We start from the raw sequence: 22,965 nt of genomic DNA, 5'->3' as shown, positions 1-22,965 counted from the left end.
CCGTGCAGGTGCGGGGCCCCATCGACGTACAGCCTCAGAAGATCAGTCGTACTCGGAAGGTCAGTGACCGCCCGGTGCCTTCGCCGGGTTCGTGCCCTCGGCGGCCGCCGACTCGCTGTAGATGTCCGGCTCCAGGTAGATCACGCGGGCGATCGGGACCGCCGCGCGGATGCGCTCCTCGGCGGCGTTTATGGCGGCGGCCACCTCGGCGGCCGTGTCGTCGTGCTGCACGGCGACCTTGGCGGCGACGAGGAGCTCCTCGGGGCCGAGGTGCAGCGTGCGCATGTGGATGACGCGGGTGACCGTGTCGCCGTCGACCAGGGCCTTCTGGATCTTCTCAACCTCGTCCGTGCCCGCGGCCTCGCCCAGGAGCAGGGACTTGGTCTCCGCGGCCAGGACGATCGCGATCAGGATGAGCAGGATGCCGATGCAGAGCGTGCCGATGCCGTCCCAGACGCCGTCGCCCGTGCCGAGCGCCAGGCCGACGCCGATCAGGGCGAGGACGAGACCGACAAGGGCGCCCAGGTCCTCCAGGAGCACGACGGGCAGCTCGGGGGCCTTGGCGCGGCGGACGAACTGCGTCCACGAGAGGCTGCCGCGCGTCTGGTTCGACTCCTTTATGGCCGTACGGAAGGAGAAGCTCTCGGCGATGATCGCGAACACCAGGACGCCGACCGGCCAGTACCAGTGCTCGATCTCGTGCGGGTGCTTGATCTTCTCGTAGCCCTCGTAGATCGCGAACATGCCGCCGACCGAGAAGAGCACGATGGAGACCAGGAAGGCGTAGATGTAGCGCTCGCGGCCGTACCCGAAGGGGTGCTGCGGGGTCGCCTCGCGCTGCGCCTTCTTGCCGCCGAGGAGCAGCAGCCCCTGGTTGCCGGAGTCCGCGAGCGAGTGCACGCTCTCGGCGAGCATCGACGACGAGCCACTGAAAATGAACGCGACGAACTTCGCCACCGCGATCGCGAGGTTCGCGGCGAGTGCCGCGACAATCGCCTTTGTTCCGCCTGACGCGCTCATGTGTGCCCGTTGTCCCTTCGCCTACGTACTCGGCTGCGTGATCGCCTGCGTACGTTCGTCGTCCACCGTCGGCAGCGCTGCTTTGCCCGCCCTTTGCGGTGGGTCATTGTTGCAGCACGCGGCGCTGGTGGTGAGTCAGGCCACCACAGTGGCGCGGAAGACCATGCCGACTCCGGACACTTCGGCCTTTTCGTCCGCGGGTACGAACACGGACTGTCCGGGCGTGAGTTCCCCGGCGTCACCCACGCTGACCGAGCCCGCGACGCAGAGCAGGATCTGCGGTGTGGCGGCCGTGAGGTCGTGCGGCGCCGCGCCGTCGGGCAGGACGAAGCGGGAGAGGCGGAACTCGTCGATCGGCGTGGAGTAGATCTCTTCGCCGTCGGGCGTCGCCTCCGGGCGCAGGACGCCGGGGTCGGTCGGCTCGAAGCGGACGATGCGCAGGAGCTCGGGTACGTCGACGTGCTTGGGGGTCAGGCCGCAGCGCAGCACGTTGTCCGAGTTCGCCATGATCTCGACGCCGAGGCCGTCGAGGTAGGCGTGCGGGACTCCGGCGCCGAGGAACAGGGCCTCGCCGGGCTGGAGCCGGACGTGGTTGAGGAGCATCGCCGCGATGACGCCCGGGTCGCCGGGGTAGTGGTGCGCGATGCCCGCGTACGGGGCGTAGGCGCCGCCAAGACGCTCGGCGGCCTCGGTGACCTCGGTGACGGTCGCGGCCATCTCCTCGGGGTCCGCGGTCAGGACTGCCGTCAGGACCTCGCGCAGAGCGCCGTCCTTGGGCTTGGCGTGCAGGAGGTCGACGTACGGCTTCACGGAGTCGACACCGAGACCGGCAAGGAGGTCCGCTGCCTCTACGGGGTCGCGGAAGCCGCAGAGGCCGTCGAACTCCGTGAGCGCGCAGATCAGTTCGGGCTTGTGGTTGGCGTCCTTGTAGTTGCGGTGCGGGGCGTCGATCGGGACGCCGCGGCGCTCCTCGTCCTCGTAACCCTCCCTGGCCTCCTCCAGATTCGGGTGCACCTGGAGGGAGAGCGGGGCGCCCGCAGCGAGGATCTTGAGGAGGAAGGGCAGGCGCGGGCCGAACTTGGTGACCGCCGCCCTGCCGAGCTCGTGTCCCGGGTCCTGGTCGATGACCTGGTCGAGCGGGCCGCGCCCGGTGCGCGAGGGGGCGCCGGGGTGGGCGCCCATCCACATCTCGGCCTGCGGCTCACCGGTCGGCTCTACGCCGATGAGCTCCGCGATGGCGGTGGTGGAACCCCAGGCGTAGGGGCGGATGGTGTTGGTGAGGCGGTCCACGGAGGGGGTCTCCCTTACTTACTTACGTACGCGGTGCGGATCCGGGGTCATGAACGGGCTGTGGTCATGATCCGTCCCTCGGGGCGAGCGCCAGGTAAACGGCGGCGAAATCCGTGACGGCGATCAGTTCCGCGAGGGATTCCAGGTCGTCGCCGTCCTCCGGCTCGAGCTCGCTGATCGCGATGTCGTGGCCGTGCGCGAGCTCGCGGGCCGTGGGCGCGGCGCTGAGGCCTCCCGCGTCCACCGGGCGGTCGCGGAGCAGGACGACGCGGGCGCGCAGCTGCTGCGCGTCCTCGACGCGGTCGCGGAAGAAGTCATCGCCGCCGTCGCCATCGGCGCTCGGGGCGAGGTTGCCTGCGAGCAGGGCGCCGTGCGCGGGCAGTGACTCGGGCAGCTCGCCCGCGACCGCCGGGTGTCCGGCAAGCTCGGCGAGCGTGGCGGCGAAACGCCGGCCGACGGGGCCCGCGAGCCGACCCTCGGTCCAGATCACCGGGAGGGCGTCGGCGAGTTCGGCGGCGAGCGTCTTGGCGGGGTTGCTGTACGTCGCGATGACCGGGCCGCAGCGTTCGGCGACGCTGTCGAGGCGGTCGGCGATCTTCTCCAGGGTCTCGGCCGGTGCGGTGATCAGGCCGGTGCGGTCCAGGAGGATGAGGAGCGGGGTGAGCAGGGCCCAGAGGGTGGCGGGGGCGGACGCGGCGGCCTCGTCGCTCACGCGGCGCGCCTCGTACGTCCCTGACGCGCGCTCTCCGTCGTGCGGGGCTTCGTACTCCCCGTACGGAGAGGTGGCCATCGCGACCGTGAGGCCGTGCGTGCCTTCGACGCCCTCGGCCAGCGGGGAGCGGGCGGGGGCGACGGCGACGACCGTGCAGCCGCGGCGGTAGGCCTGCTCGGCGAGGAGTTCGAGGCCCGGCTCCGTGCCGTCCGGGGTGGCGACGAGCAGCAGGTCCAGGGGGCCCGCCCAGCCGGGGAGCGCCCAGCGCAGGGCGCCTGCCGCGGGAGCCACGCCGGTGGGGGCGAGGCGGATCACGGGGCAGCCCGCGCCCGCGAGGGTGCCGAGCAGGTCGGCCACGCAGGTGGCTGCGGTGCCGGGGCCCGCGATCAGGATGGCGCGGGGGCGGCCGTCCGGCTTGAGCTGCGTGAGCCCGGCCTCCGTGGCGTGCCGGACCGCGGTGCGTACGCGTGCGCCTGCCTCCGCGGCGCCGCGGAGGAGGCCGCGGCGGTCGGCCACGGCAAGGGCTTCGGGGGCGTCAAGCAGCGATTCGTCGAGCATGGGGTCGGGCCTCCGATTCGCCGGGCGGCGGGGTGCGGGGCGCCGCCGGTCGCTCATCTTGTCGTTGCGCCGGGCCTTGCGCGGCCGTACGCGGGCCTCGCGGTCGCCTTGCGCGGCCTTTCTTTGCTCATTGCGCAGGCCTGGCGAGGGCCTTACGCGGGGCGGCGGGCCTCGTCGACGAGGAGTACGGGGATGTCGTCGCGGACGGGGTACGCGAGGCCGCATTCCTTGCCGTCCGCGGTGCAGATCAGCTCCGCGTCCGCCTCCTTGAGGGGGGCGTGGCAGGCCGGGCAGGCGAGGATCTCCAGGAGGCCGGCTTCGAGCGGCATGGGGTGGGTCCCTTCGAGTGGGTGGGGTAAGGAATGTCGCCTGCTCAGCCTACCGCCGGGGCTGGCCCCTGGGCCTTGGGCTCGTGTACGGCCGGGGCTGCGCCCCAGGGCCCCTGGGTGGGGCTCGGCGTCGTACTTTCCCTGCGGGCCGGTGGGCAGGTTTGTGCCCACCCTTCCCCAAGCTCTCGACTCCGCTCGAGCAGGGGAGACCCCACTCGCCTTGCGGAACGCCTGCCCACAAACCTGCCCACAAACGGCGCCGCGGGCCCTTCGGTCAGGCCCTGATGATTGACAGGGCCTCGTCCCTTGCCCTGGTCATGGTGGGTTCGTCCTTGGCCTCTACGTTCAGGCGAAGGAGCGGCTCCGTGTTGGAGGCTCGGACGTTGAACCACCAGTCCGCTGCCGTCACCGTAAGGCCGTCCAGGTCGTCGAGGGTGACGCCCTCCTGGGCTTCGTACTTCGCCTTGATCGCCGCGAGGCGGGCCGTCTGGTCGTCGACCGTGGAGTTGATCTCGCCGGAGGCGGCATAGCGGTCGTACTGCGCGACCAGGGCCGACAGCGTGCCGTCCTGACTGCCGAGCGCCGCCAGGACGTGGAGCGCGGCCAGCATGCCCGTGTCCGCGTTCCAGAAGTCGCGGAAGTAGTAGTGCGCCGAGTGCTCGCCGCCGAAGATGGCGCCCGTCTTGGCCATCTCCTCCTTGATGAACGAGTGGCCCACACGGGTGCGGACCGGCGTGCCGCCGTTCTCCCGCACGACCTCGGGGACCGACCACGAGGTGATGAGGTTGTGGATGACCGTGCCCTTGCCGCCGTTGCGCGCGAGTTCGCGCGAGGCGACCAGGGCGGTGATCGCCGACGGGGCGACCGGGCCGCCGTTCTCGTCGACGACGAAGCAGCGGTCCGCGTCACCGTCGAAAGCGATACCGAGGTCGGCGCCCTCCTCGCGTACCCGCTCCTGGAGGTCCACGATGTTCTTCGGGTCCAGGGGGTTGGCCTCGTGATTCGGGAACGTGCCGTCCAGCTCGAAGTACATCGGTACGAGGGTGAGCGGCAGGCCGTCGAAGACCGTCGGGACGGTGTGCCCGCCCATGCCGTTGCCCGCGTCGACGACGACCTTGAGGGGGCGGATGGAGGTCAGGTCCACCAGGCCGCGCAGGTGCGCCGAGTAGTCCTTGAGGGTGTCCCGCTCCGTGAGCGTGCCGGGCGTGGCCGCGGGCTCCGGGGCGCCGGACTCCGACCACTCCTCCACCAGGGCGCGGATCTCGGCGAGGCCGGTGTCCTGGCCGACCGGGGCTGCGCCCGCGCGGCACATCTTGATGCCGTTGTACTGCGCGGGGTTGTGCGAGGCCGTGAACATCGCGCCCGGCAGGTTCAGCGCCCCCGACGCGTAGTAGAGCTGGTCCGTCGAGCAGAGGCCGATCTCGGTGACGTCGACACCGAGCGCCGCGGCCCCGCGTGCGAAGGCCCGGGAGAGGCCGGGCGACGACGGCCGCATGTCGTGCCCGGTCACGATCGCGTCCGCGCCCGTCACCTTCGCGAAGGCCGCGCCGAACAGCTCGGCAAGCGACTCGTCCCACTGGTCCGGGACCACCCCGCGCACGTCGTACGCCTTCACGATCTGGGACAGATCAGCAGTCACGGCCAACCCTCTCTGCAGGTTCTGCGAGTTCAGCGACACCGGCGAGTGCTCGCCGGTGACCCCAAACTACCCGCAACAACTGACAACCAGCTGTGAGCAGCGTCAAGCGGGTGCCAGGACTGCGCAGGCCGACGTCGGGCTCTCGTCACGGCAGCATCCAGCCGAGTACCACCGTGCTCTGCCCCACCACGATCAGGCACATCACCAGCAACAGGCCGAGGCTCCAGGGCAGCACCTTGCGCAGCAGATCGCCCTCCTTGCCCGCGAGTCCGACCGCCGCGCACGCGATCGTCAGGTTCTGCGGGGAGATCATCTTGCCGAGCACGCCGCCCGAACTGTTGGCGGCGGCGAGCAGTTCGGGCGAGAGCCCGGACTGTTGAGCCGCCGTCACCTGGAGCGCGCCGAAGAGCGCGTTGGCCGAGGTGTCCGAGCCGGAGACCGCGACGCCGAACCAGCCGAGCACCGGCGACAGGAAGGCGAGGCCCGCACCCGCCGCCGCCACGAAGTGGCCGATGGTGGCGGCCTGTCCGGACAGGTTCATCACGTACGCGAGGGCGAGCACGGAGGTCACGGTGAGGATCGCGAACCGCAGTTCGTGCACGGTCGCCAGCCATTCCCGCACCGCCACGCGCGCGTGCACGCCGATGATGGCCGCCGTGGCCACGCCCGCGAGCAGTACGAGCGTCCCGCCCGTCGCCACGAGCGGCAGCGAGAAGAGGTTGCCTGCGACCGGGTCCCCGTCGGGGTTGCCGACGTTCAGGAAGGGCCAGTCGAAGGTCTGTGTCGCCTTGGCCAACAGGTCTTTCACGGGCGGGATCTGAGCGATGGAGAAGATGGCGACGATGAGCGCGTACGGGGCGTAGGCGCGCAGGATCTCGGGGCGCGGGTCGTCCTGGTCCAGGTCTTCGCTGCGTACGCCGGTGAGGACCGCGACGCGTACGGGCTCCGTGGCGGGTTTGCGCGCGCTCGGTACCGCCATCAGCGCGCCCGCGCCCGCCAACGCAGCCCCGATGTCGGCCAGCTGGGCGGAGACGTAGTTGGATGCGGCGAACTGCGCGGCGGCGAAGGCGAACCCGCAGACGAGGGCGGGCACCCAGGTCTCGCGCAGGCCGCGCCGCCCGTCCACCAGGGCGACCAGGAGCAGCGGCACGACGAGGGCGAGCAGCGGTGTCTGGCGGCCGACGACCGTGGCGACGGAGTCCAGCGGAAGCCCGGTGACCTGGGCGAGCGTCACCACGGGGGTGCCCATGGCGCCGAAGGCGACGGGCGCGGTGTTGGCCACGAGGGCGACGACGGCGGCCTTCACCGGGTCGAAGCCGAGCGCCACCAGCATCACCGCGGAGATCGCGACGGGCGCCCCGAAGCCTGCGAGCGCCTCCAGAAGCGCCCCGAAGCAGAAGGCCACGACGAGTGCCTGGATGCGCGGATCGTCCGAGAGCCGCCCGAAGGAGCGGCGCAGGATGTCGAAGTGCCGGGTGCGGACGGTCATCCGGTACACCCACAGGGCGTTGACGACGATCCACAGGATGGGGAAGAGCCCGAAGAGTGCGCCTTGCGCGGCGCCGGACGCGGTCTGGCCGAGTGGCATCCCGTACGCGAAGCAGGCGACCAGGGCGGCGACGCCGAGGCCGATGAGGCCCGCGTGGTGGGCCTTCATACGGACGACGCCGAGCAGGACGAGAACGGTGAGGAGGGGCAGGGTCGCGATGAGGGCGGACAGGCCGAGCGAATCGGCCACGGGCTCCAGCTGCTGCACGTACACGGGCGGCTCCCCGGTTTCCGTGATGCGGAAAGTGATCTCTCACGAGTGGGGGAATGGTCGTGTCGACGGCATGGGCACGTCAATGGGTTGCGCGAGAGAACTTGTTCAGCAGTAAACGACAGAGGCCTACGGAGTGGGGCACCCAGGAATTACCGGGAGAAGGGCGCTCAGGAATCCGGTGAGCGCAGGACCCGCAGATGGCCGCGGCGCGCGACCTCCATCGGGTCCGCCCTGCGGGGACCACCACCGGCCTCCGCCGCGCGCTCCTGCGGGCGGGCCGCCTCACGCACCGCGTTGGCGAGCGCTTCGAGGTCGTCACCGCTGGGGCGGGCAGGACCGGCGGAGTCCGCGAGGCGGACGACCTCCCAGCCGCGGGGCGCGGTGAGGCGCTCGGAGTGCTCGGCACACAGGTCGTAGCAGTGGGGTTCGGCGTAGGTGGCGAGGGGGCCGAGGACCGCGGTCGAGTCGGCGTAGACGTACGTCAGCGTCGCGACGGCGGGACGGCCGCAAGCGGTGCGCGAACAGCGACGTACAGGGCTCACGATGTTGGACGGTACCGCACTCTTGAGCGGGCCGCGACGACTCCCCGCGAGCTCACCCCACCGTGTCGCGCCGTGACCCCCGTCACCACACGTTCGCGTGACGCCTCTCTGACCTGCGGTGACGCAAGAGGCCTGGGTGACCGGTGGTGTTGAATCCGGACAGTACTTGGCTCAAATCCCGTTGTTCATCGCGGGATCGGCGGTTCTGGAGAGATCCGGAATCGGACCCGAGCCTGGCTGGAACAGTCATCGGGCGACATGCCGCGCGCCGTACGGAAGTCGTACGGAAGCAGTACGCACGCCAGACGGAAGCTGTGCGGAAACAGCGATCTCGAGGACTAGTCTTCGTCAGTGATGGACGACCCCGTAGAGCCCCCCACCACTGACCCGAGGCCCCGCCGCCGCGACCGCCACGGCAGGGGGATGCGCGGGCCCGTCGCGCCGCCCCAGGTACCGCTCTCCGCCAGCCGAGCCGAGGTCTTCACCGACCTGGTGCAGGACTCCGTGGAACGCCTTGAGCGGCGGTGGCCGCAGCTGAGCGAGATCGAGTTCCTGGTGCTCGAGGTTCCCGCGCTGGGGTCGGGCGCGGGTGCGGGTCCGGCTTCGGGCGACGACGACTGGAGCGATGACGTCGTGCCGCTGGGGGGCACGATCGAGGCCTCCGACGAGCGGCCGGCCCGGGTGGTCATCTACCGGCGCCCCGTGGAGATCCGGACCAAGGGGCGCGAAGAGCGGGCCGCGCTCGTCCACGAAGTGGTGGTCGAGCAGGTCGCCGAGCTGCTCGGGCTCTCGCCCGAGTCGGTGGACCCGCGGTACGGGGAGGACTGACCCCTCCGCCGCTCCCCCGCCCGGTCGACCGACCGACCGGGCGGCCCCGCTACTTCTGCAGCACCTTCAGGTCCTGTTCCGCCTGCGGCACCGACACCGTTCCCCTGTCGTCAGGCAGGGTCTGGATGGTGAACATGGGGACGCCGTCCGCCGGGTCCTCCAGCATGCGGGAGGCGTGGACAGCGGCCCCCGACACCGGTTCCACCGTGAGTGCGTACGTGCCCTTGAGGCCGCTCGGTACGGGAGCCTTGACCCCCAGGGTCGTGCCGCCCTTGACCGTGTACGTCTTGCTCGTCGACGAGCCGCCCTCACTGCCCTCCGAGGCTGTGACCCTCACCTTTCCGGTCTTGCCGGGGGCGACGAGGGACAGCGTGGAGCCCTTGGCCCGGTTGTCGGCCACCGTCGCGCGCGTGCCGATCGCGTTCGTCGCGGGGATGAACGCCGTCTCCTGGTCGGCACCCTTGCCCCGGGTGACGCGCAGGGCGGCCACCACCGGTGCCGCTTCTTCCGTCGGCGTCAGAATCAGGGAACCCGCCTCGCCCTTGGTGACGTCGCCCAGATCGACGGCGCTCGTCATGCCGGACTTGACGTGCAGGTTCGCGTGTCCGGCCGGGCTGATCGAGCCGTTCGGCGAGGCCAGTTGGACCTTCAGGTCGGCGTCGTCGGCGCCGGGCGCGAAGGCCACCAGGCGTACGGAAGTGGCGTCCTTGGGGATGCCGGGCAGGACCACGCGGCTCGCGGGGTCCGCGGACGCGGGCAGCCAGTCGCCGCCGAGCTTGTCGTCCGACGACTGCACGGCGGCCGCGACCCGGCCGCTGCGGGCGGTCACGTGCATCGTGAGGTTGGTCTGCTCCTTGGGCGAGAGCGTGGAGAGCAGGACCGGGACGCTGGAGTGCGGCTGGACCTGGATCGCCTCCCCCACCTCGGTCTTGAGGGCGCCGTCCTTGCCGTACAGCTCGATGTCGACGACGGCCGCCGAGTCATCCGGGTTGGTCAGGTGGACGTAGTCGCTGCGGTCCTTGGCGCTGCTCGCGCCCGGGAACCAGAAGTCCGTGTCGGGCGCCGTGCAGTTGGCGCCCTGAAGGCCACGGCCGCTGCCCACGGAGTACTTGGTGGTCTGCTGGACGGTCCAGCCCGGGGCGAGTTTGCCGTCGGCGGTGCCCAGGAGCGCGGGTGAACCTCCCCCGGACTCCTCACCGGTGACGGGCTTGCCCGGTGTCTTCGGGGTCAGGAAGGGCTTGGCGGCCTTCTTCGCCTCCTTGTTGTCGCCGCCCTTCGGGGCGTCCGTCAACTCCCTCGTCGCGGGCAGAAGTTCCGCCTTGCCCGCTTTGCCGGATTCCTCACCCTTGGGCGTGAACGCCGTGTACGAGGTCTCGGCGAGGTCGGAGGAACTGGGCACCGGGCAGAGCAGGCTCGTGCGCTCGACGGGCAGCCGCGCGGCAGCCTTCGCGCCATCGTCGCCGCTGTCGTCGGGCGCGTTGGCGACGGCGAATCCGGTGACGGCGGCGAGCGCGGCCACCGCGGCGATCAGGGACTGGGTCGTGCGGTTCACTGCTGGCTCCCGTCGGGGCGCTCACTGTCGGTGCCGTGCGGCGGCTGCGGGGGCTGTGGCGGCATCGGGGGCTGCTGCTGTCCGTACGTGGCGTCGTACGGCTGCCCGTACTGCTCGCCGCCGCCCTGTGCGCCTCCATAGGCGTACGGGTCGTACTGGCCGCCCTGGTAGGGGTCCTGGTACGCCAACTGGTCAGCCTGGTCGTAGCCGCCCGTCTGGTACTGCGCGTCCTGGTACTGCTGCTCGCCCTGGTACGTGCCGTAGTCGGCGCCCGCGTGGGCGGGGGCCTCCCACTCCTCGTACGACTGCTGCTGAGGCACCGCGGCGAAGGCCTCCTCCTCCGGAGGAGGCGGTGGCGTACCGGCGTCTTCCTGCCCGGCGTCTCCTTGTGCGGCGTCCTGCTCGGCCTGTGCGGCGCGCAGCCTGCGGGCCCTGCGCCCCTCGCCCTCGACCGGCTGGGCCGGGATGACGGGCTCGTCGGGGAGGTCGTCGTCCACGTGGCGGCGGCGTCCCGGAAGGGCCATGACCACCAGGACCACGGCGAGAGCGCCCTGCGCCCACAGCCATCCGGTGTGGCCCACAGGGGTGTCGTAGGTGACGTCCAGGCTGCCGCCCGACGCGGGCAGTTCGAAGCCCTGCGCCCAGCCGTCCAGCGTGGTCCTGGTCAGCGGGCGGCCGTCCAGGGTCGCCGTCCAGCCCTCGTCGGCCGCGTCGGCGAGCCGCAGGGTGCGGCCCTCCTCGCCTGCCGGGATGTTCGTGTGCAGCTCCACGGGGCCCGCCGCGACCGGCATGGGGTCGCCGGACCCGGGCACGATCGCGGCACGCGAGACCTGCCGGTCCACGCGCCACAGAGCGCTGCCGTCCTCCTGGCTGAGCCGGGTGAGGCCGGGGGTGGAGTCCAGGGTGCGGCTCATCTGGCGGGGAGCGCCGTCGCGTACGAGGACGTAGCGGACGGCGAAGCCGCCGAGCTGGTCGGCCTGGTCGGCGCCGGAGCCCGCGAGGAGCCGGGCGACGATCTTGTCGAGGCGCTGGTTCGAACCGCCGGACTCGGCGAGCTCGGCGTCACCGAGCCTGGCGCCGGAGCCGCGGACGAGCGTGTACGCGACCTGGGCGGGCGAGTCACTGTCCAGGACGAGCGTGCGGGCCTGGTCCTGCGTGCCGCTCTCCTCGGCGACGAACGCGGGCACCTGCACCGGGTCGCGCCGCTCCAGGGGGCCGTCGGCGCCGCGGATCATCCACCCGGCGGCAACGAGCAGCGGCCCCGCGGCCGCCGCGAAGGCGATGAGGACGGCGACCGGCTGGCGCCAGCCGAAGCTCTGCTCGGCGACACGCGTGCGTGCCCCGTCGGCGCCGAGCGCGGCGGCGGCAAGGAGCGCGATGCCGTAGGCAAGGGTGGCGGGGCCTGCCCACGCCGAACCGTTCGAGAGCACCGCGAAGATCAGCGAGACAAGCGCGACGATCCAGGCGGTGCGGACGGCGAGCTGCCGCTCGGTGCGAAGGAGCGCGGCAAGGGCGGCGAGCACGATGCCGATGAGGAGCAGCCCGTCCACGGTCCCGGGACCGCCGGGGCTGCCCCCGAGCAGGTCGAGCCCGGTCGCGGAGCCGGTGCCGAACTCGAGCCCCGCCTCACCGAAGAAGCCGAAGGGCAGCAGCGAGAGCGACCAGGGCGCGAGGATCAGGAGCGGGGTGCCGAGCACGGCGAGGAAGCGAAGGCCGTACGCCGTGATGTCGCGCCTGCGCACCACGAGGAGCGCGACGCCGAGCACCAGGGCGATCGGCCACACGACCGGCGTGAAGGCGGTGGTGAGCGTCAGGAGCAGGGCGACCGCCCAGCTGGCGCGCCAGCTCCCGCGGTTGCCCTCCGAAGAGGCGAGGCCGCTCGCGGCGATGCCCGCACGCGCCATGAGCGGCAGCAGGATCGCGAGGACGGCGGTGCCGATGCGCCCGCCCGCGAGCGCGCCCGTGGCGGCCGGCAGGAAGGCGTACGCGACCGAGGCCCAGGCGCGCAGCAGGCGCGACTCGACAAGCGGGCGTGAGGCGAAGTAGGCGGCGAACCCGGCAAGGGGCACGGACCCGACGAGGAGCACCGTGACCGCGAGCCCGGTGGATCCGAACAGCAGGGTGCTGAGTCCGGCGACGAGCGCGAGGTAGGGCGGCGCCGACTGTGTGCCGCCGGTCCCCACGGGGTGCCAGGCGTCCAGGTAGCGCGCCCAGAGGGCGGAGGAGTCGCCGGGTGCGGGCAGCAGCGAGCCGCCCGCGAGCGCACCGCTGCCGAGGAGTTCGCGGCAGGCGATGAGCGAGGCGAAGAGCAGCACCACGAAGAGCATCGGACCCGGCTTGCGGGCCAGGCGCTTCAGCCGGGCGAACTGCTCGACCTGAAGGAAGTCGGCGTCGTCTCCGCCGGGGCCGGATTCGACGGTTCCGTGCCGCCCCGCGCCGGTGACGGCCTCGGGGTCGGAGCGGCCGACGACATTGCCCGCGACCTGTTCGACGGTGGCGCGCACGGTGGCGCCGGGCGGCGGGAAGAGCGGCCGCATCTCGGCCGGTTCGAGCGCCGACTTGCCGCGCTTCTTGCGGGCGGCGGTGATCCGTCCGGGCCGCAGCAGCGTCCCCAGGAGACCGGCGACCTCGTCGACCGCCTGGCCCGGGACCTTGCCGACCAGATACGCGACGGTGCGCAGCAGGGTGCCCACCACGAGCCGGAAGAGCACCCAGGGCAGCACGGCCGTGCGGGCGTTGACGAGCAGGGTGTAGACGGCGCCCGCCTTGTCCACGCGGTGCGGCGACGTCGACGTACGGCCGACGCAGTCGACGGTGCGGCGCTCGCGCGATGAGGCCTCGGCGTGCCGCACGACGGCTTCGGGGGCGATGAGGACGCGGTGTCCCGCGTTCTGGGCGCGCCAGCACAGGTCGACGTCGTCCCGCATCAGTGGAAGGCGCCGGTCGAACCCGCCGAGCTCGGCGAAGACGTCGCGCCGGATCAGCATGCCGGCGGTCGACACCGAGAGGACGGGCCGTACGTGGTCGTGCTGGCCCTGGTCCTGTTCGCGCCGGTCGATGCCGGTCCAGCGGCGGCCGCTGTTGGCGATCGAGACGCCGACTTCCAGGAGTTGGCGGCGGTCGTACCAGCCGCGCAGCTTGGGGCCGACGATCGCGACGTCCTTGCCGATCTCGCGTTCGTTCTCCACGACGCGGAGCAGCTCGGACAGGGCTCCGGGATCGGGCGCGCAGTCGTCGTGCAGCAGCCAGAGCCACTGCTCGGGTTCGCCGTGCGGCAACTCCGGCAGGTCGTAGTTGTCGTCGCGCCAGGTCCGGCTGACCGGATCCCAGCCGCTGGGGCGCTTCAGATAGGGCAGCTCTTCCGGGGTCAGCACACCGGCGGTGCGGTTCGCCTCGTCGACGGCGGTGCCGAAGCCGGAGCGCCGGGCCAGGTGCAGGACGCGGTCGGGGCCGAGTGCCTCGGTAACCAGACGCGCGGAGTCGTCCGCGCTGCCGGTGTCCGCGGCCACGGCGTTCTGCACCGGGCGCTCCTGGCCGAGCAGCCCGGCGAGGGCGTCGGGCAGCCAGCGGGCGCCGTCGTGGGAGACGATCACGGCGGTGACGACGTGCCGCGGAAACTCAGGGGCGGCAGCGTCGTGGTGACTGGCTGCCGAATGGCTGTGCACGGACATCGAGGTACGGGCCCCGGTTCGATGGACTGCGGTGGACGCCTGCGCTTCATGAGGGCGCCGGGGCGTCTCGGACGGGGCCCCACACTAACGGCTGGCATCACAACAGCCCGCCGCCTGTGGATGACCCACGGGCGACGGGCTGTTCCTTACGTAGGGGTGTGTGCCGTTTGTTCGGGCGGTACGGGCTCGTGTTCGCGCGCTCCTGTTGGCGCGATACCGGCTCGTGTTCGCGCGGAACTGGCTCGTGTTCAGACGGCGGCCTTCTTCAGGCGGCGGCGTTCGCGCTCCGAAAGCCCACCCCAGATGCCGAACCGCTCGTCGTTCGCCAGCGCGTACTCAAGGCATTCCGAGCGAACCTCGCAGGCGAGGCAGACCTTTTTGGCCTCTCTCGTGGAGCCGCCCTTCTCCGGGAAGAAGGACTCGGGATCGGTCTGGGCGCACAGTGCGCGCTCCTGCCAGCCGAGTTCCTCGTCCGCGTCCTCGACCAGCAGTTCCTGAACCAGCTCGGTCATGTGCGCCCCTCGTCTGTCTGTCGTCCCCGTGGTGCTTGCCGTTTCCGGTTTCGGCTGAACGACACGAGTGAAATTACAAGTGCGCCGATCCGCGCCAGTCAAGCCGAGATCTGCTATTGAGTCCCTTATTCACCCTGCGGAACCAAGCTAATGCGGAAAGTGTTCAAATCGGCATAAACGCCAACACTTGCCAGTGGCCCATTCCGGGGCGCCCCACACGCACCCCGCGACCCCCCTCACCAGGGAAGGACGCCACGGAGATCGATCCCGTTGCGACCACTCCACAGAAGCGAAGCGGATCACATTCGGGTCACGGGATCACGGCGGGGTTTGCGAGCCGATGGAAGCGCGATGTGTCGACGTGTGTCCCCTGGGTGTCCCGTGCATCCGGTGCACAAACCTTTCACCTGGGAGAACAACCGGATGAGGTGAAACATATCCCACATACCGGACATAGAGTTGACAGGGAAGGTGTGAGCCGCTGTGCTAGTGGGCATGCTCGCGAACTTGGCACTCTCGACGACCCGCACCAGCGGGCTCCTCGGTGCTGTCCACGCGCGCTGTCGCTGTTCCTGTTCCAGCTGTTGAGCCATACCGCTTCCAGCTGTTGAGCCCGCTCCGGCGCTTCATCGCCCGAGCCCCTCGAAGAAAAACCTCTCGAAGAAAAGCCTTTTCGGCTTGTTTGAGCTCCTCCCCGCTCCACCCTCCCTCGCGACACCCCAGCACTCACGTTGAGGAACCACCGCAGCATGAACAGCGACAGCGACCTCCAGATCGCCGGCGACATCCTCGAAGTCACGCACCTCCTGCAGCCCGCCCGCGAGCACCCCGCCACCGTGGCCGAGTTCGTCGGCCTGGCGCGCACCATCGCGGCCGACCGCACGCAGTGGGCCCACCTCGTCGAGTACGACGCGACGAGCCGCTGGTACCACCGCCTGCGCACCGGGCCCGGCTACGAGGTCTGGCTGCTCTCCTGGGTGCCAGGACAGGGCAGTGGCCCGCACGACCACGGCCACTCCTCCGGCGTACTCACGGTCCTGGAGGGTGAACTGACGGAGCGAACGGAACGCGGACAGCGCGCGCTCGGCGCCGGTACCCAGCGCGTGTTCGCTCCGGGGTACGTGCACGACGTCGGCAACGACTCCTTCGAACCGGCCGTCAGCCTGCACATCTACTACCCCGGCCTGACCGACATGCCGATGCACGCGGCGCAGTGCGGCGTGCGGGCCGCCGCCCCGGCCGCCGGAGATGTCGTAACCGTCTGACACGTTGTCGTACGTGCCTGACATGCTTGGGCACATGCGCATTGTGGTCCTGGCCGGCGGTATCGGCGGCGCCCGTTTCCTCCGCGGGCTCAAGAAAGCCGCGCCTGACGCGGACATCACCGTCATCGGCAACACCGGTGACGACATTCATCTGTTCGGTCTCAAGGTCTGCCCCGACCTCGACACCGTGATGTACACGCTCGGCGGCGGCATCAACGAGGAGCAGGGCTGGGGGCGTACGGACGAGACGTTCAAGGTCAAGGAAGAACTCGCGGCGTACGGAGTCGGGCCCGAGTGGTTCGGCCTCGGCGACAGGGACTTCGCCACGCACATCGTGCGGACGCAGATGCTGGGCGCCGGATTCCCGCTCAGCGCGGTGACGGAAGCGCTCTGCGAGCGGTGGCAGCCCGGTGTGCGGCTCATCCCGATGTCGGACGACCGCGTCGAGACGCATGTCGCCGTCACGGTCGACGGCGAGCAGAAGGCCGTGCACTTCCAGGAGTACTGGGTGCGCCTTCGGGCGTCCGTGGACGCGCACGCCGTCGTGCCCGTCGGCGCTGACCAGGCCAAGCCCGCGCCCGGTGTCCTGGAGGCGATCGCCGACTCGGACATCGTGATCTTCCCGCCGTCCAACCCCGTGGTGAGCGTCGGGACGATCCTCGCCGTGCCGGGGATCCGCGAGGCCATCGCCGACGCGGGCGTGCCCGTCGTCGGGCTCTCCCCCATCGTCGGGGACGCTCCGGTGCGCGGCATGGCCGACAAGGTGCTCGCCGCGGTGGGCGTGGAGTCGAACGCCGCCGCGGTCGCCGAGCACTACGGGAGCGGGCTGCTCGACGGGTGGCTCGTCGACACGGTGGACGCGGGGGTCGTGGAGCGGGTCGAGTCGGCGGGGATCCAGTGCCGGGCGATTCCGCTGATGATGAGCGACATCGACGCGACCGCCGAGATGGCGCGTGCGGCGCTCGCGCTCGCGGAGGAGGTGCGGGCGTGAGTTCCTCCTCCGATGCCGTTGGCACTACCGATGCCGGGTCTGCGCCGTCGTTCCGCGTGTGGGCCGTTCCCGGGCTGCCCGAGGTGCGGCAGGGGGACGACCTCGCCAAGCTGATCGCCGCCGCCGAGCCGGGGCTCGCCGACGGTGACGTACTCCTCGTCACCTCGAAGATCGTCAGCAAGGCCGAGGGCCGGATCGTCGAGGCGAGCGACCGCGAGGCGGCCATCGACGCGGAGACGGTGCGGGTCGTGGCGCGGCGCGGTGCCCTGCGCATCGTCGAGAACCGGCAGGGCCTTGTGATGGCCGCCGCCGGTGTCGACGCCTCGAACACGCCTTCCGGGACCGTGCTGTTGCTGCCCGAGGACGCCGACGCGTCGGCGCGCGCGGTGCGGGTCGGGCTGCGGGACGCGTTGGGCGTGGACGTGGGGGTCGTGGTCACGGACACCTTTGGGCGGCCCTGGCGCAACGGCCTGACCGATGTCGCCATCGGGGCCGCGGGTGTGCGGGTACTCGACGATCTGCGGGGCGGTGTCGACGCGTACGGCAATCCGCTGAGCGCGACGGTCGTCGCCACCGCGGACGAGTTGGCCGCCGCCGGGGACCTGGTGAAGGGGAAGGCCGAAGGGCTGCCGGTCGCGGTGGTCCGGGGGCTTTCGCACGTCGTCGGTGGGGCCGAGGTCGTCGATGGGGCTGAGGAGGGGGCCCGGGTGATGGTGCGGAGCTCGCGGGACGACATGTTCCGGCTCGGGACGTCCGAGGCCGTGCGGGAGGCGGTGACGCAGCGGCGGACCGTCCGGGAGTTCACGGACGAACCGGTGGACCCCGGGGCCGTGCGGCGGGCCGTGGCGGCGGCGGTGACCGCGCCCGCGCCGCATCACACGACGCCGTGGCGGTTCGTCCTGCTCGAGTCCGAGGACTCGCGGGTGCGGCTGCTCGACGCGATGCGGGACGCTTGGGTCGCTGACCTGGAGCGGGACGGGAAGTCCGCCGACTCCGTCGCCAAGCGGGTACGGCGGGGGGATGTGCTGCGCAAGGCCCCTTACTTGGTGGTGCCCTGCCTTGTCATGGACGGCTCCCATACGTACGGGGACGAGCGGCGGGACGCGGCGGAGCGGGAGATGTTCGTGGTCGCCGCGGGGGCCGGGGTGCAGAACTTCCTTGTCGCGCTCGCCGGGGAGCGGCTGGGGTCCGCGTGGGTTTCGTCGACGATGTTCTGCCGGGATGTCGTACGGGGCGTTCTCGGGCTTCCGGAGTCGTGGGACCCGATGGGGGCGGTGGCTGTGGGGCATGCGGCGGGTTCGCCTGCGGCTCGGGCTGAGCGGGATGTGGGGGACTTCGTTCAGGTTCGGTGAGGTTGCTCGCCGGGGGGCGTTGGGCGGGGGGCCTGGCCTTCGGCCGCGGGCTCGGCTGCGCCTTGGCTGCGGGCTTGTGGGGGCTTGGCGCGCAGTTCCTCGCGCCCCTTGCGGGGGCCTACATGCTCAGAGTTTCGCTATGTCCGTCTTTGGCATTTTTGGGGTTCTGCGGGACGGGGTGCGGCCGCTCAGGAGGATGAGGCGGGCCGCTCGGTGGCGTTGGCCCTCGTAGGGGATGAGGAGGCGCAGCATCTCCTCGTCGTCCGCCTCGCGGTTGCCCGCCAGCGCGTAGCCGACGATTCCCGGCAGGTGGAGGTCGCCCACCGTGACCGCGTCCGGTGCGCCGTTGCTCCGCTGGATCGTCTCCGCCGACGTCCACGGGCCGATGCCCGGGACCAGTTCCAGGCGGGCCTGCGCTTCGGGCGGGGCCATCGTCGCCGCCTCCTCCATGCGCGCCGCCACGCGTGCCGCCCGCAGGATCGTCGACGCGCGTTTGTCGTCCACGCCTGCCTTGTGCCACTCCCAGGACGGGATCAGGGTCCAGGTCCTCGGGTCCGGCATGACGTGCATACGGAGCTGGGCGGGGACCGGACCCGGGGCCGGTTCGCCGTACTTGCGGACCAGCAGGCGCCACGCGCGGTACGCCTCGTCCGTCGTGACCTTCTGTTCCAGGATCGACGGGATCAGGGACTCAAGGACCAGGCCCGTGCGGATCAGGCGGAGGCCGGGGCGGCGGTGCGCGGTCGCTGCGAGCAGGCGGTGGCGGGGGGTGAAGTCCTCCGGGGTGTCCGACTCGCCGAGCAGGTGCGGGAGTTGGTCCAGGAGCCAGGTGGCTCCCGGGCCCCAGGACTCTGCCTCCACCGTGTCGCCGCGCAGGGCCACCCTGAGTGTGCCGGGGCCCTGTGGGGTGCGGCTTGCCCGCCAGGCCGAGCCGTCGGGGGTCACCCGGAACGTGGGGTCCGCGGGGCCCCTTCGCAGGGGGCCCAGGGTCAGGCCCATGTTCAGGGGGTAGGGCGGGGTCCAGGTGCGGGTCTGTCCCGTCGTCGGTTGGCGGGGACCGCCTTGGGGCACGACCGTTTCGCCGCCGCGCACTGTGGTGCGGGTGGGGGTGGAGCGGGGGGCGAAACGGGATGACATCTGTACGAGGGTAGGGGCTTTTTTGTCCCCTACCCCGCCCCTTCCCGAAAACCCGCTCGGCGCGGGGGCCCTGTGCCTTGTCGTTGCCGTCGTCACCGGCTTCGCCGAGTTCGTCCTCAATCGCCGGACGGGCTAAATATCACTGGTCCGACGAGAACCGCACCGCCCCCGCCGGCACCCTCGCCCCGCACCACACCCGTACGCCGTCGCGCAGTTCGTTGTCGGCGCCGACCTCCGCGCCGTCGCCGATCACCGCGCCCGCGAGGACCGTGCGTGCGCCCACCCTCGCGCCCGCGCCGATCAGGGAGTCGGTGATCACCGTGTTCGGTTCGACGACCGCGCCCGCGAGGACCGTGCTGCCGTCCACCCGTGCGCCCTCGCCGATCACCGCGTCCTCGCCGACGACCGTGCCGCCGGTGAGCTTGGCGTCCGGGGCGACCGTGGCGGTCGGCAGGATCAGGCGGTCGCCGCAGCGGCCCGGGATCGCGGGGGACGGGGCTCGGCCGAGGACCAGGTCCGCCGAGCCGCGTACGAAGGCCTGGGGTGTGCCCAGGTCAAGCCAGTATGTGGAGTCGACCATGCCTTGGAGGTGGGCTCCGGAGGCGAGGAGGTCGGGGAACGTCTCGCGTTCGACGGAGACGGGGCGGCCCGCGGGGATCGTGTCGATGACCGAGCGGCGGAACACGTACGCGCCCGCGTTGATCTGGTCGGTGACGATCTCCTCGGGGGTCTGCGGCTTCTCCAGGAAAGCCTGCACCCTGCCCGTCCCGTCGGTCGGCACGAGGCCGTACGCGCGGGGGTCGTCGACCTTCGTGAGGTGCAGGGAGACGTCCGCTCCCGACTCCTCGTGCGTCGTGACCAGGGCCCGGATGTCCAGGCCCGTGAGGATGTCGCCGTTGAAGATCAGGACCGGGTCGTCGGGTCCTGAGCGGAGGCGCGATGCCACGTTGCGGATCGCGCCGCCGGTGCCGAGGGGCTCGGTCTCCGTGACGTACTCGATGTGGAGGCCGAGCGCCGAGCCGTCGCCGAAGTACGGCTCGAAGACCTCGGCGAGGTAGGAGGTCGCCAGGACGATGTGCTCCACGCCTGCCGCGCGGGCCCGTGCCAGCTGGTGGGTGAGGAACGGGACGCCTGCCGCCGGAACCATCGGTTTGGGGGTGTGCACCGTGAGCGGACGGAGCCGGGTGCCCTTGCCGCCGACCAGGAGGATCGCTTCTGTCACCTGTCGTCTCTGCTTCCTGCTGGGGCCGGCCGAACTTGAGTCGCGGCCGGCCAGTGTATGCAGATGGCTTTGCAGATCGTGCAGCGTGCTGTGCAGGTCGTGCGGTGTGCCACAGTCTCAGCGGCCCTGGAGACGGGCCGAGGTGGACCGGGCCTTGCCCAGCTTCTTGTACAGGCGAATACCGGGGCACTCCGTGGCGAATCCGTCACGGTGTCCGGAGATCACATGGAGCCGGACGTTCTTGCCTTTCGTGTACAGATTGCCACCCCCGGACCTCAGATATGTCGATCCTCGCGGGTTCGCGCCGTACAGGCCGAGCTTCCACGCGGTCAGCCGGGCGATCGCGTTCACGGCGGCCGCGGGCGGGTTGGAGTAGCCGAAGCTGCCGAGGACGGCGATGCCCGTGCTGTTGGTGTTGAAACCGAGAGTGTGGGCCCCGAGGACCGGCTTGGCCACACCTCCGGCACGTCCTTCGTAGATGTTTCCGCACTTGTCGACCGCGAAGTTGTAGCCGAAGTCACGCCAGCCGCTGCTCTTGACGTGATAGCGGTAGATACTCCGCAGAACGGACCCGGCCTGCGAGCAGCGGTAGTTGTTGCCGGACGCGCTGTGGTGCACGAAGGCCGCCTTCACCGTCCTCGTGTACGCGAACTTCTTCTCGCGGAGCTTCTCGTTCGCGCCCCAGCCCTTGCGCGTGATGATGCGCGGGCGGGGACCCACGTAGGGCCTGGCCTTCCCCGCGGCCTCCTCCGGGCCGCCGCGGGCCGCGATGAGGTCGGACTCCGTCTTCTTCTTGCTGAGCGGGGGGATGGCGTCGGCGCCGAGCGGGGCGAGGTCGGCGTTGACCGCGGAGGCAGCGGCGGTTTCGGCGGTCAGGGCCTCGGGGGCACCCTTGGGGCGGGAGCCCTGCGGGGGCGGCTCGGCGCCCGGGTCGACGAGTTCGAGGCGCAGGCCCGCGGGAAGGGCCTGCCCCGCAGCCGCGGGAGACCCGGCGCTCGCGCGATGTTCCACCGCGTCACCTGAGTGCTGCGCCGCCTCGCCCCTGTGCAGCGCCGGGTCACTTCGCTGCTCAGCCGCCTCACCTCGTACGCGGATCTCGACCCCGTCCGAGTCGCCGACCCACAGGGGTGCCGTGGAGCCGCGGATCCTGCCCGAAGCCCGCTCCTCGGCGTCCGGGTCGGCGGCGTGCTCGTGGTTGTGCGTCTCCACGGGCTGCCAGGCCGTCCAGGTGCCGGTGCCGCTCGCACGCGTGCGGACCTGGACGCTGCCGTTCAGTTCGTCGTCCGGGTTGTCCCAGATGACACCGACGAGGGAGAAGGGCTTGACCTCTCGCTGGTGCAGGCCCTGTTCGCGGGACGCGCCGCCGCCCTGGGAGCGGTCGGAGCCGAAGGAGATGAGCGGGAGGGACTGAGTGCTGCCCGGGACCGACTCCGCGGATCGCTGGGCCGGCGACTGGGTGGCCGGGGTCACGGCGCGGGCGCCGGACGACGGCAGGGTGAGGGGAAGCGCCAGGGCGGCCGCGCACGTGACGCCGATCGAAGAAGCTAGAAATCCACGCATACGTCTGATACTCCGCGTAGCCGAACATATCTGTCCATTGGGGAATTGACGGGCCGTCGGCTCGTGTCCGCCGAACCGGTGGCCCGCACTCCCCCGCCACGCCCGGGGGCAACAGGGCACGCGCGTACCCTTGCGCCCGTGAACGCCACCGACCGCACCCCTGCCGACCTGCTGCGATCCGCGCTCGCCGCGGACCCGGGCCGCCCACTGATCACCTTCTACGACGACGCCACCGGTGAGCGCGTCGAATTGTCCGTGGCCACCTTCGCCAATTGGGTGGCCAAGACCGCCAATCTGCTCCAGGGAGATCTCGCCGCCGAGCCGGGCGACCGGCTCGCGCTGCTGCTCCCCGCGCACTGGCAGACGGCGGTCTGGCTGCTCGCCTGTTCGTCCGTCGGCGTCGTCGCGGACGTGGGCGGCGACCCGGCCGGTGCCGACCTCGTCGTCAGCGGGCCCGAATCGCTCGACGCGGCGCGGGCCTGCTCCGGAGAGCGGGTCGCGCTCGCGCTCCGGCCGCTCGGCGGGCGCTTCCCACAGCAGCCTCCCGAGGGTTTCGCCGATTACGCGGTCGAGGTGCCGAGCCAGGGCGACCGCTTCGCTCCGTACGCTCCCGTGGACCCGGACGAGCCCGCCATCGCCGTCGGCGGCTCCGAGCTGACGGGGGCACAGCTGGTGGAGCGGGCCCGCGCGGACGCCGAGGCGCTGGGGCTCGCGCCCGGATCCCGGCTGCTCTCGGGCCGGTCGTTCGACACCTGGGAGGGTCTGAGCTCAGGCCTGTACGCCCCGCTGGCGTCCGGCGGCTCCGTGGTGCTCTGCCGCCATCTCGACCAGCTCGCCGATGACGGCCTCGCCAAGCGCGTCGAGGACGAGCGGGTCACCGCCACCGCCCCCGCCACCGCGAAGTAGCCCGCCCCTCCCCTCCCCCGTTCGGCCCACACGAGCCCCCGGCCCGCAGGCCCCCGGCGTCACGTCGGTCCATGGTCGTAAGAGCGCACCATGCACCGACGTCGCTATGAGGGGTGG

Annotated in this window: 18 protein-coding genes; 5 read left to right on the top strand and 13 right to left on the bottom strand. The window is 71.5% G+C overall.

All coding sequences use genetic code 11. The features are described 5' to 3' along the window. Positions 1 to 60: 60 nt before the first annotated feature. From ACFQ7F_RS25965 to ACFQ7F_RS25935, 7 genes are all read right to left on the bottom strand, one after another. A complete protein-coding gene (locus tag ACFQ7F_RS25965; protein WP_383274594.1) occupies positions 61 to 1,020 on the bottom strand; it encodes a cation diffusion facilitator family transporter in 960 nt (319 codons plus the stop codon). 135 nt (positions 1,021 to 1,155) lie between these two features. After that, positions 1,156 to 2,310: a mannose-6-phosphate isomerase, class I gene (gene manA, locus ACFQ7F_RS25960; RefSeq protein ID WP_383274591.1), complete on the bottom strand. Its 1,155-nt coding sequence runs from the start codon at positions 2,308 to 2,310 to the stop codon at positions 1,156 to 1,158. 64 nt (positions 2,311 to 2,374) lie between these two features. Continuing rightward, positions 2,375 to 3,580: an SIS domain-containing protein gene (locus ACFQ7F_RS25955; RefSeq protein WP_383274588.1), complete on the bottom strand. Its 1,206-nt coding sequence runs from the start codon at positions 3,578 to 3,580 to the stop codon at positions 2,375 to 2,377. 152 nt (positions 3,581 to 3,732) lie between these two features. Beyond that, positions 3,733 to 3,909 (bottom strand): Trm112 family protein, encoded by a 177-nt coding sequence (locus tag ACFQ7F_RS25950; RefSeq protein WP_383274585.1) that lies wholly within the window; start codon positions 3,907 to 3,909, stop codon positions 3,733 to 3,735. 274 nt (positions 3,910 to 4,183) lie between these two features. Further along, positions 4,184 to 5,548: a phosphomannomutase/phosphoglucomutase gene (locus tag ACFQ7F_RS25945; RefSeq protein ID WP_383274582.1), complete on the bottom strand. Its 1,365-nt coding sequence runs from the start codon at positions 5,546 to 5,548 to the stop codon at positions 4,184 to 4,186. Between the two features lie 145 nt (positions 5,549 to 5,693). Next, entirely contained in the window at positions 5,694 to 7,310 is a 1,617-nt protein-coding gene (locus ACFQ7F_RS25940) for an L-lactate permease (RefSeq protein ID WP_383274579.1), read from the bottom strand. Between the two features lie 167 nt (positions 7,311 to 7,477). Beyond that, complete coding sequence (locus tag ACFQ7F_RS25935) at positions 7,478 to 7,852, bottom strand: DUF3499 domain-containing protein (RefSeq protein WP_383274576.1); 375 nt, start codon at positions 7,850 to 7,852, stop codon at positions 7,478 to 7,480. Positions 7,853 to 8,206: 354 nt separating this feature from the next. Here ACFQ7F_RS25935 and ACFQ7F_RS25930 point away from each other — a divergent pair, with 354 nt between their 5' ends. Then, positions 8,207 to 8,680 carry a metallopeptidase family protein gene (locus ACFQ7F_RS25930; protein WP_383274573.1) on the top strand — a complete coding sequence of 158 codons (474 nt, stop codon included), beginning with the start codon at positions 8,207 to 8,209 and terminating at the stop codon, positions 8,678 to 8,680. A gap of 49 nt (positions 8,681 to 8,729) precedes the next feature. Here ACFQ7F_RS25930 and ACFQ7F_RS25925 read toward each other — a convergent pair whose 3' ends face one another. From ACFQ7F_RS25925 to ACFQ7F_RS25915, 3 genes are all read right to left on the bottom strand, one after another. Then, entirely contained in the window at positions 8,730 to 10,232 is a 1,503-nt protein-coding gene (locus ACFQ7F_RS25925; protein WP_383274570.1) for a DUF5719 family protein, read from the bottom strand. Next, positions 10,229 to 13,903, bottom strand: coding sequence for a glycosyltransferase family 2 protein (locus ACFQ7F_RS25920; protein ID WP_383274567.1), 3,675 nt, complete (start codon positions 13,901 to 13,903; stop codon positions 10,229 to 10,231). The genes ACFQ7F_RS25925 and ACFQ7F_RS25920 overlap by 4 nt, the downstream gene beginning before the upstream one ends. 248 nt (positions 13,904 to 14,151) lie before the next feature. Beyond that, positions 14,152 to 14,415, bottom strand: coding sequence for a WhiB family transcriptional regulator (locus tag ACFQ7F_RS25915; protein WP_016642094.1), 264 nt, complete (start codon positions 14,413 to 14,415; stop codon positions 14,152 to 14,154). Between the two features lie 749 nt (positions 14,416 to 15,164). Between ACFQ7F_RS25915 and ACFQ7F_RS25910 the strand changes: the two genes are divergently transcribed. Genes ACFQ7F_RS25910 through ACFQ7F_RS25900 form a run of 3 tightly spaced genes read left to right on the top strand, consistent with a single transcriptional unit; the run spans position 15,165 to position 18,023 of the window. Continuing rightward, positions 15,165 to 15,680: a cysteine dioxygenase gene (locus ACFQ7F_RS25910; RefSeq protein ID WP_383274564.1), complete on the top strand. Its 516-nt coding sequence runs from the start codon at positions 15,165 to 15,167 to the stop codon at positions 15,678 to 15,680. A 34-nt stretch (positions 15,681 to 15,714) separates the two neighbouring features. Continuing rightward, positions 15,715 to 16,671 carry a 2-phospho-L-lactate transferase gene (gene cofD, locus ACFQ7F_RS25905; RefSeq protein ID WP_383274561.1) on the top strand — a complete coding sequence of 319 codons (957 nt, stop codon included), beginning with the start codon at positions 15,715 to 15,717 and terminating at the stop codon, positions 16,669 to 16,671. Next, positions 16,668 to 18,023 (top strand): coenzyme F420-0:L-glutamate ligase, encoded by a 1,356-nt coding sequence (locus ACFQ7F_RS25900; RefSeq protein ID WP_383274559.1) that lies wholly within the window; start codon positions 16,668 to 16,670, stop codon positions 18,021 to 18,023. Before cofD ends, ACFQ7F_RS25900 begins: the two co-directional genes overlap by 4 nt. 126 nt (positions 18,024 to 18,149) lie before the next feature. Here ACFQ7F_RS25900 and ACFQ7F_RS25895 read toward each other — a convergent pair whose 3' ends face one another. The 3 genes from ACFQ7F_RS25895 to ACFQ7F_RS25885 form a co-directional block, all read right to left on the bottom strand. Then, a complete protein-coding gene (locus tag ACFQ7F_RS25895; protein WP_383274556.1) occupies positions 18,150 to 19,160 on the bottom strand; it encodes a DNA-3-methyladenine glycosylase family protein in 1,011 nt (336 codons plus the stop codon). 139 nt (positions 19,161 to 19,299) lie between these two features. Continuing rightward, positions 19,300 to 20,382 carry a sugar phosphate nucleotidyltransferase gene (locus ACFQ7F_RS25890; protein WP_383274553.1) on the bottom strand — a complete coding sequence of 361 codons (1,083 nt, stop codon included), beginning with the start codon at positions 20,380 to 20,382 and terminating at the stop codon, positions 19,300 to 19,302. Positions 20,383 to 20,499: 117 nt separating this feature from the next. After that, positions 20,500 to 21,942, bottom strand: coding sequence for a peptidoglycan recognition protein (locus ACFQ7F_RS25885; RefSeq protein WP_383274550.1), 1,443 nt, complete (start codon positions 21,940 to 21,942; stop codon positions 20,500 to 20,502). A gap of 138 nt (positions 21,943 to 22,080) precedes the next feature. On the opposite strand from ACFQ7F_RS25885, the gene ACFQ7F_RS25880 reads away from it, so the two are divergent. Beyond that, positions 22,081 to 22,848 carry a TIGR03089 family protein gene (locus tag ACFQ7F_RS25880; protein ID WP_383274547.1) on the top strand — a complete coding sequence of 256 codons (768 nt, stop codon included), beginning with the start codon at positions 22,081 to 22,083 and terminating at the stop codon, positions 22,846 to 22,848. Positions 22,849 to 22,965: the final 117 nt, after the last annotated feature.

The sequence above is a fragment of the Streptomyces sp. NPDC056486 genome (assembly GCF_042795295.1).
GTDB lineage: Bacteria > Actinomycetota > Actinomycetes > Streptomycetales > Streptomycetaceae > Streptomyces.
This window is presented reverse-complemented; position numbering and strand designations above follow the sequence as displayed.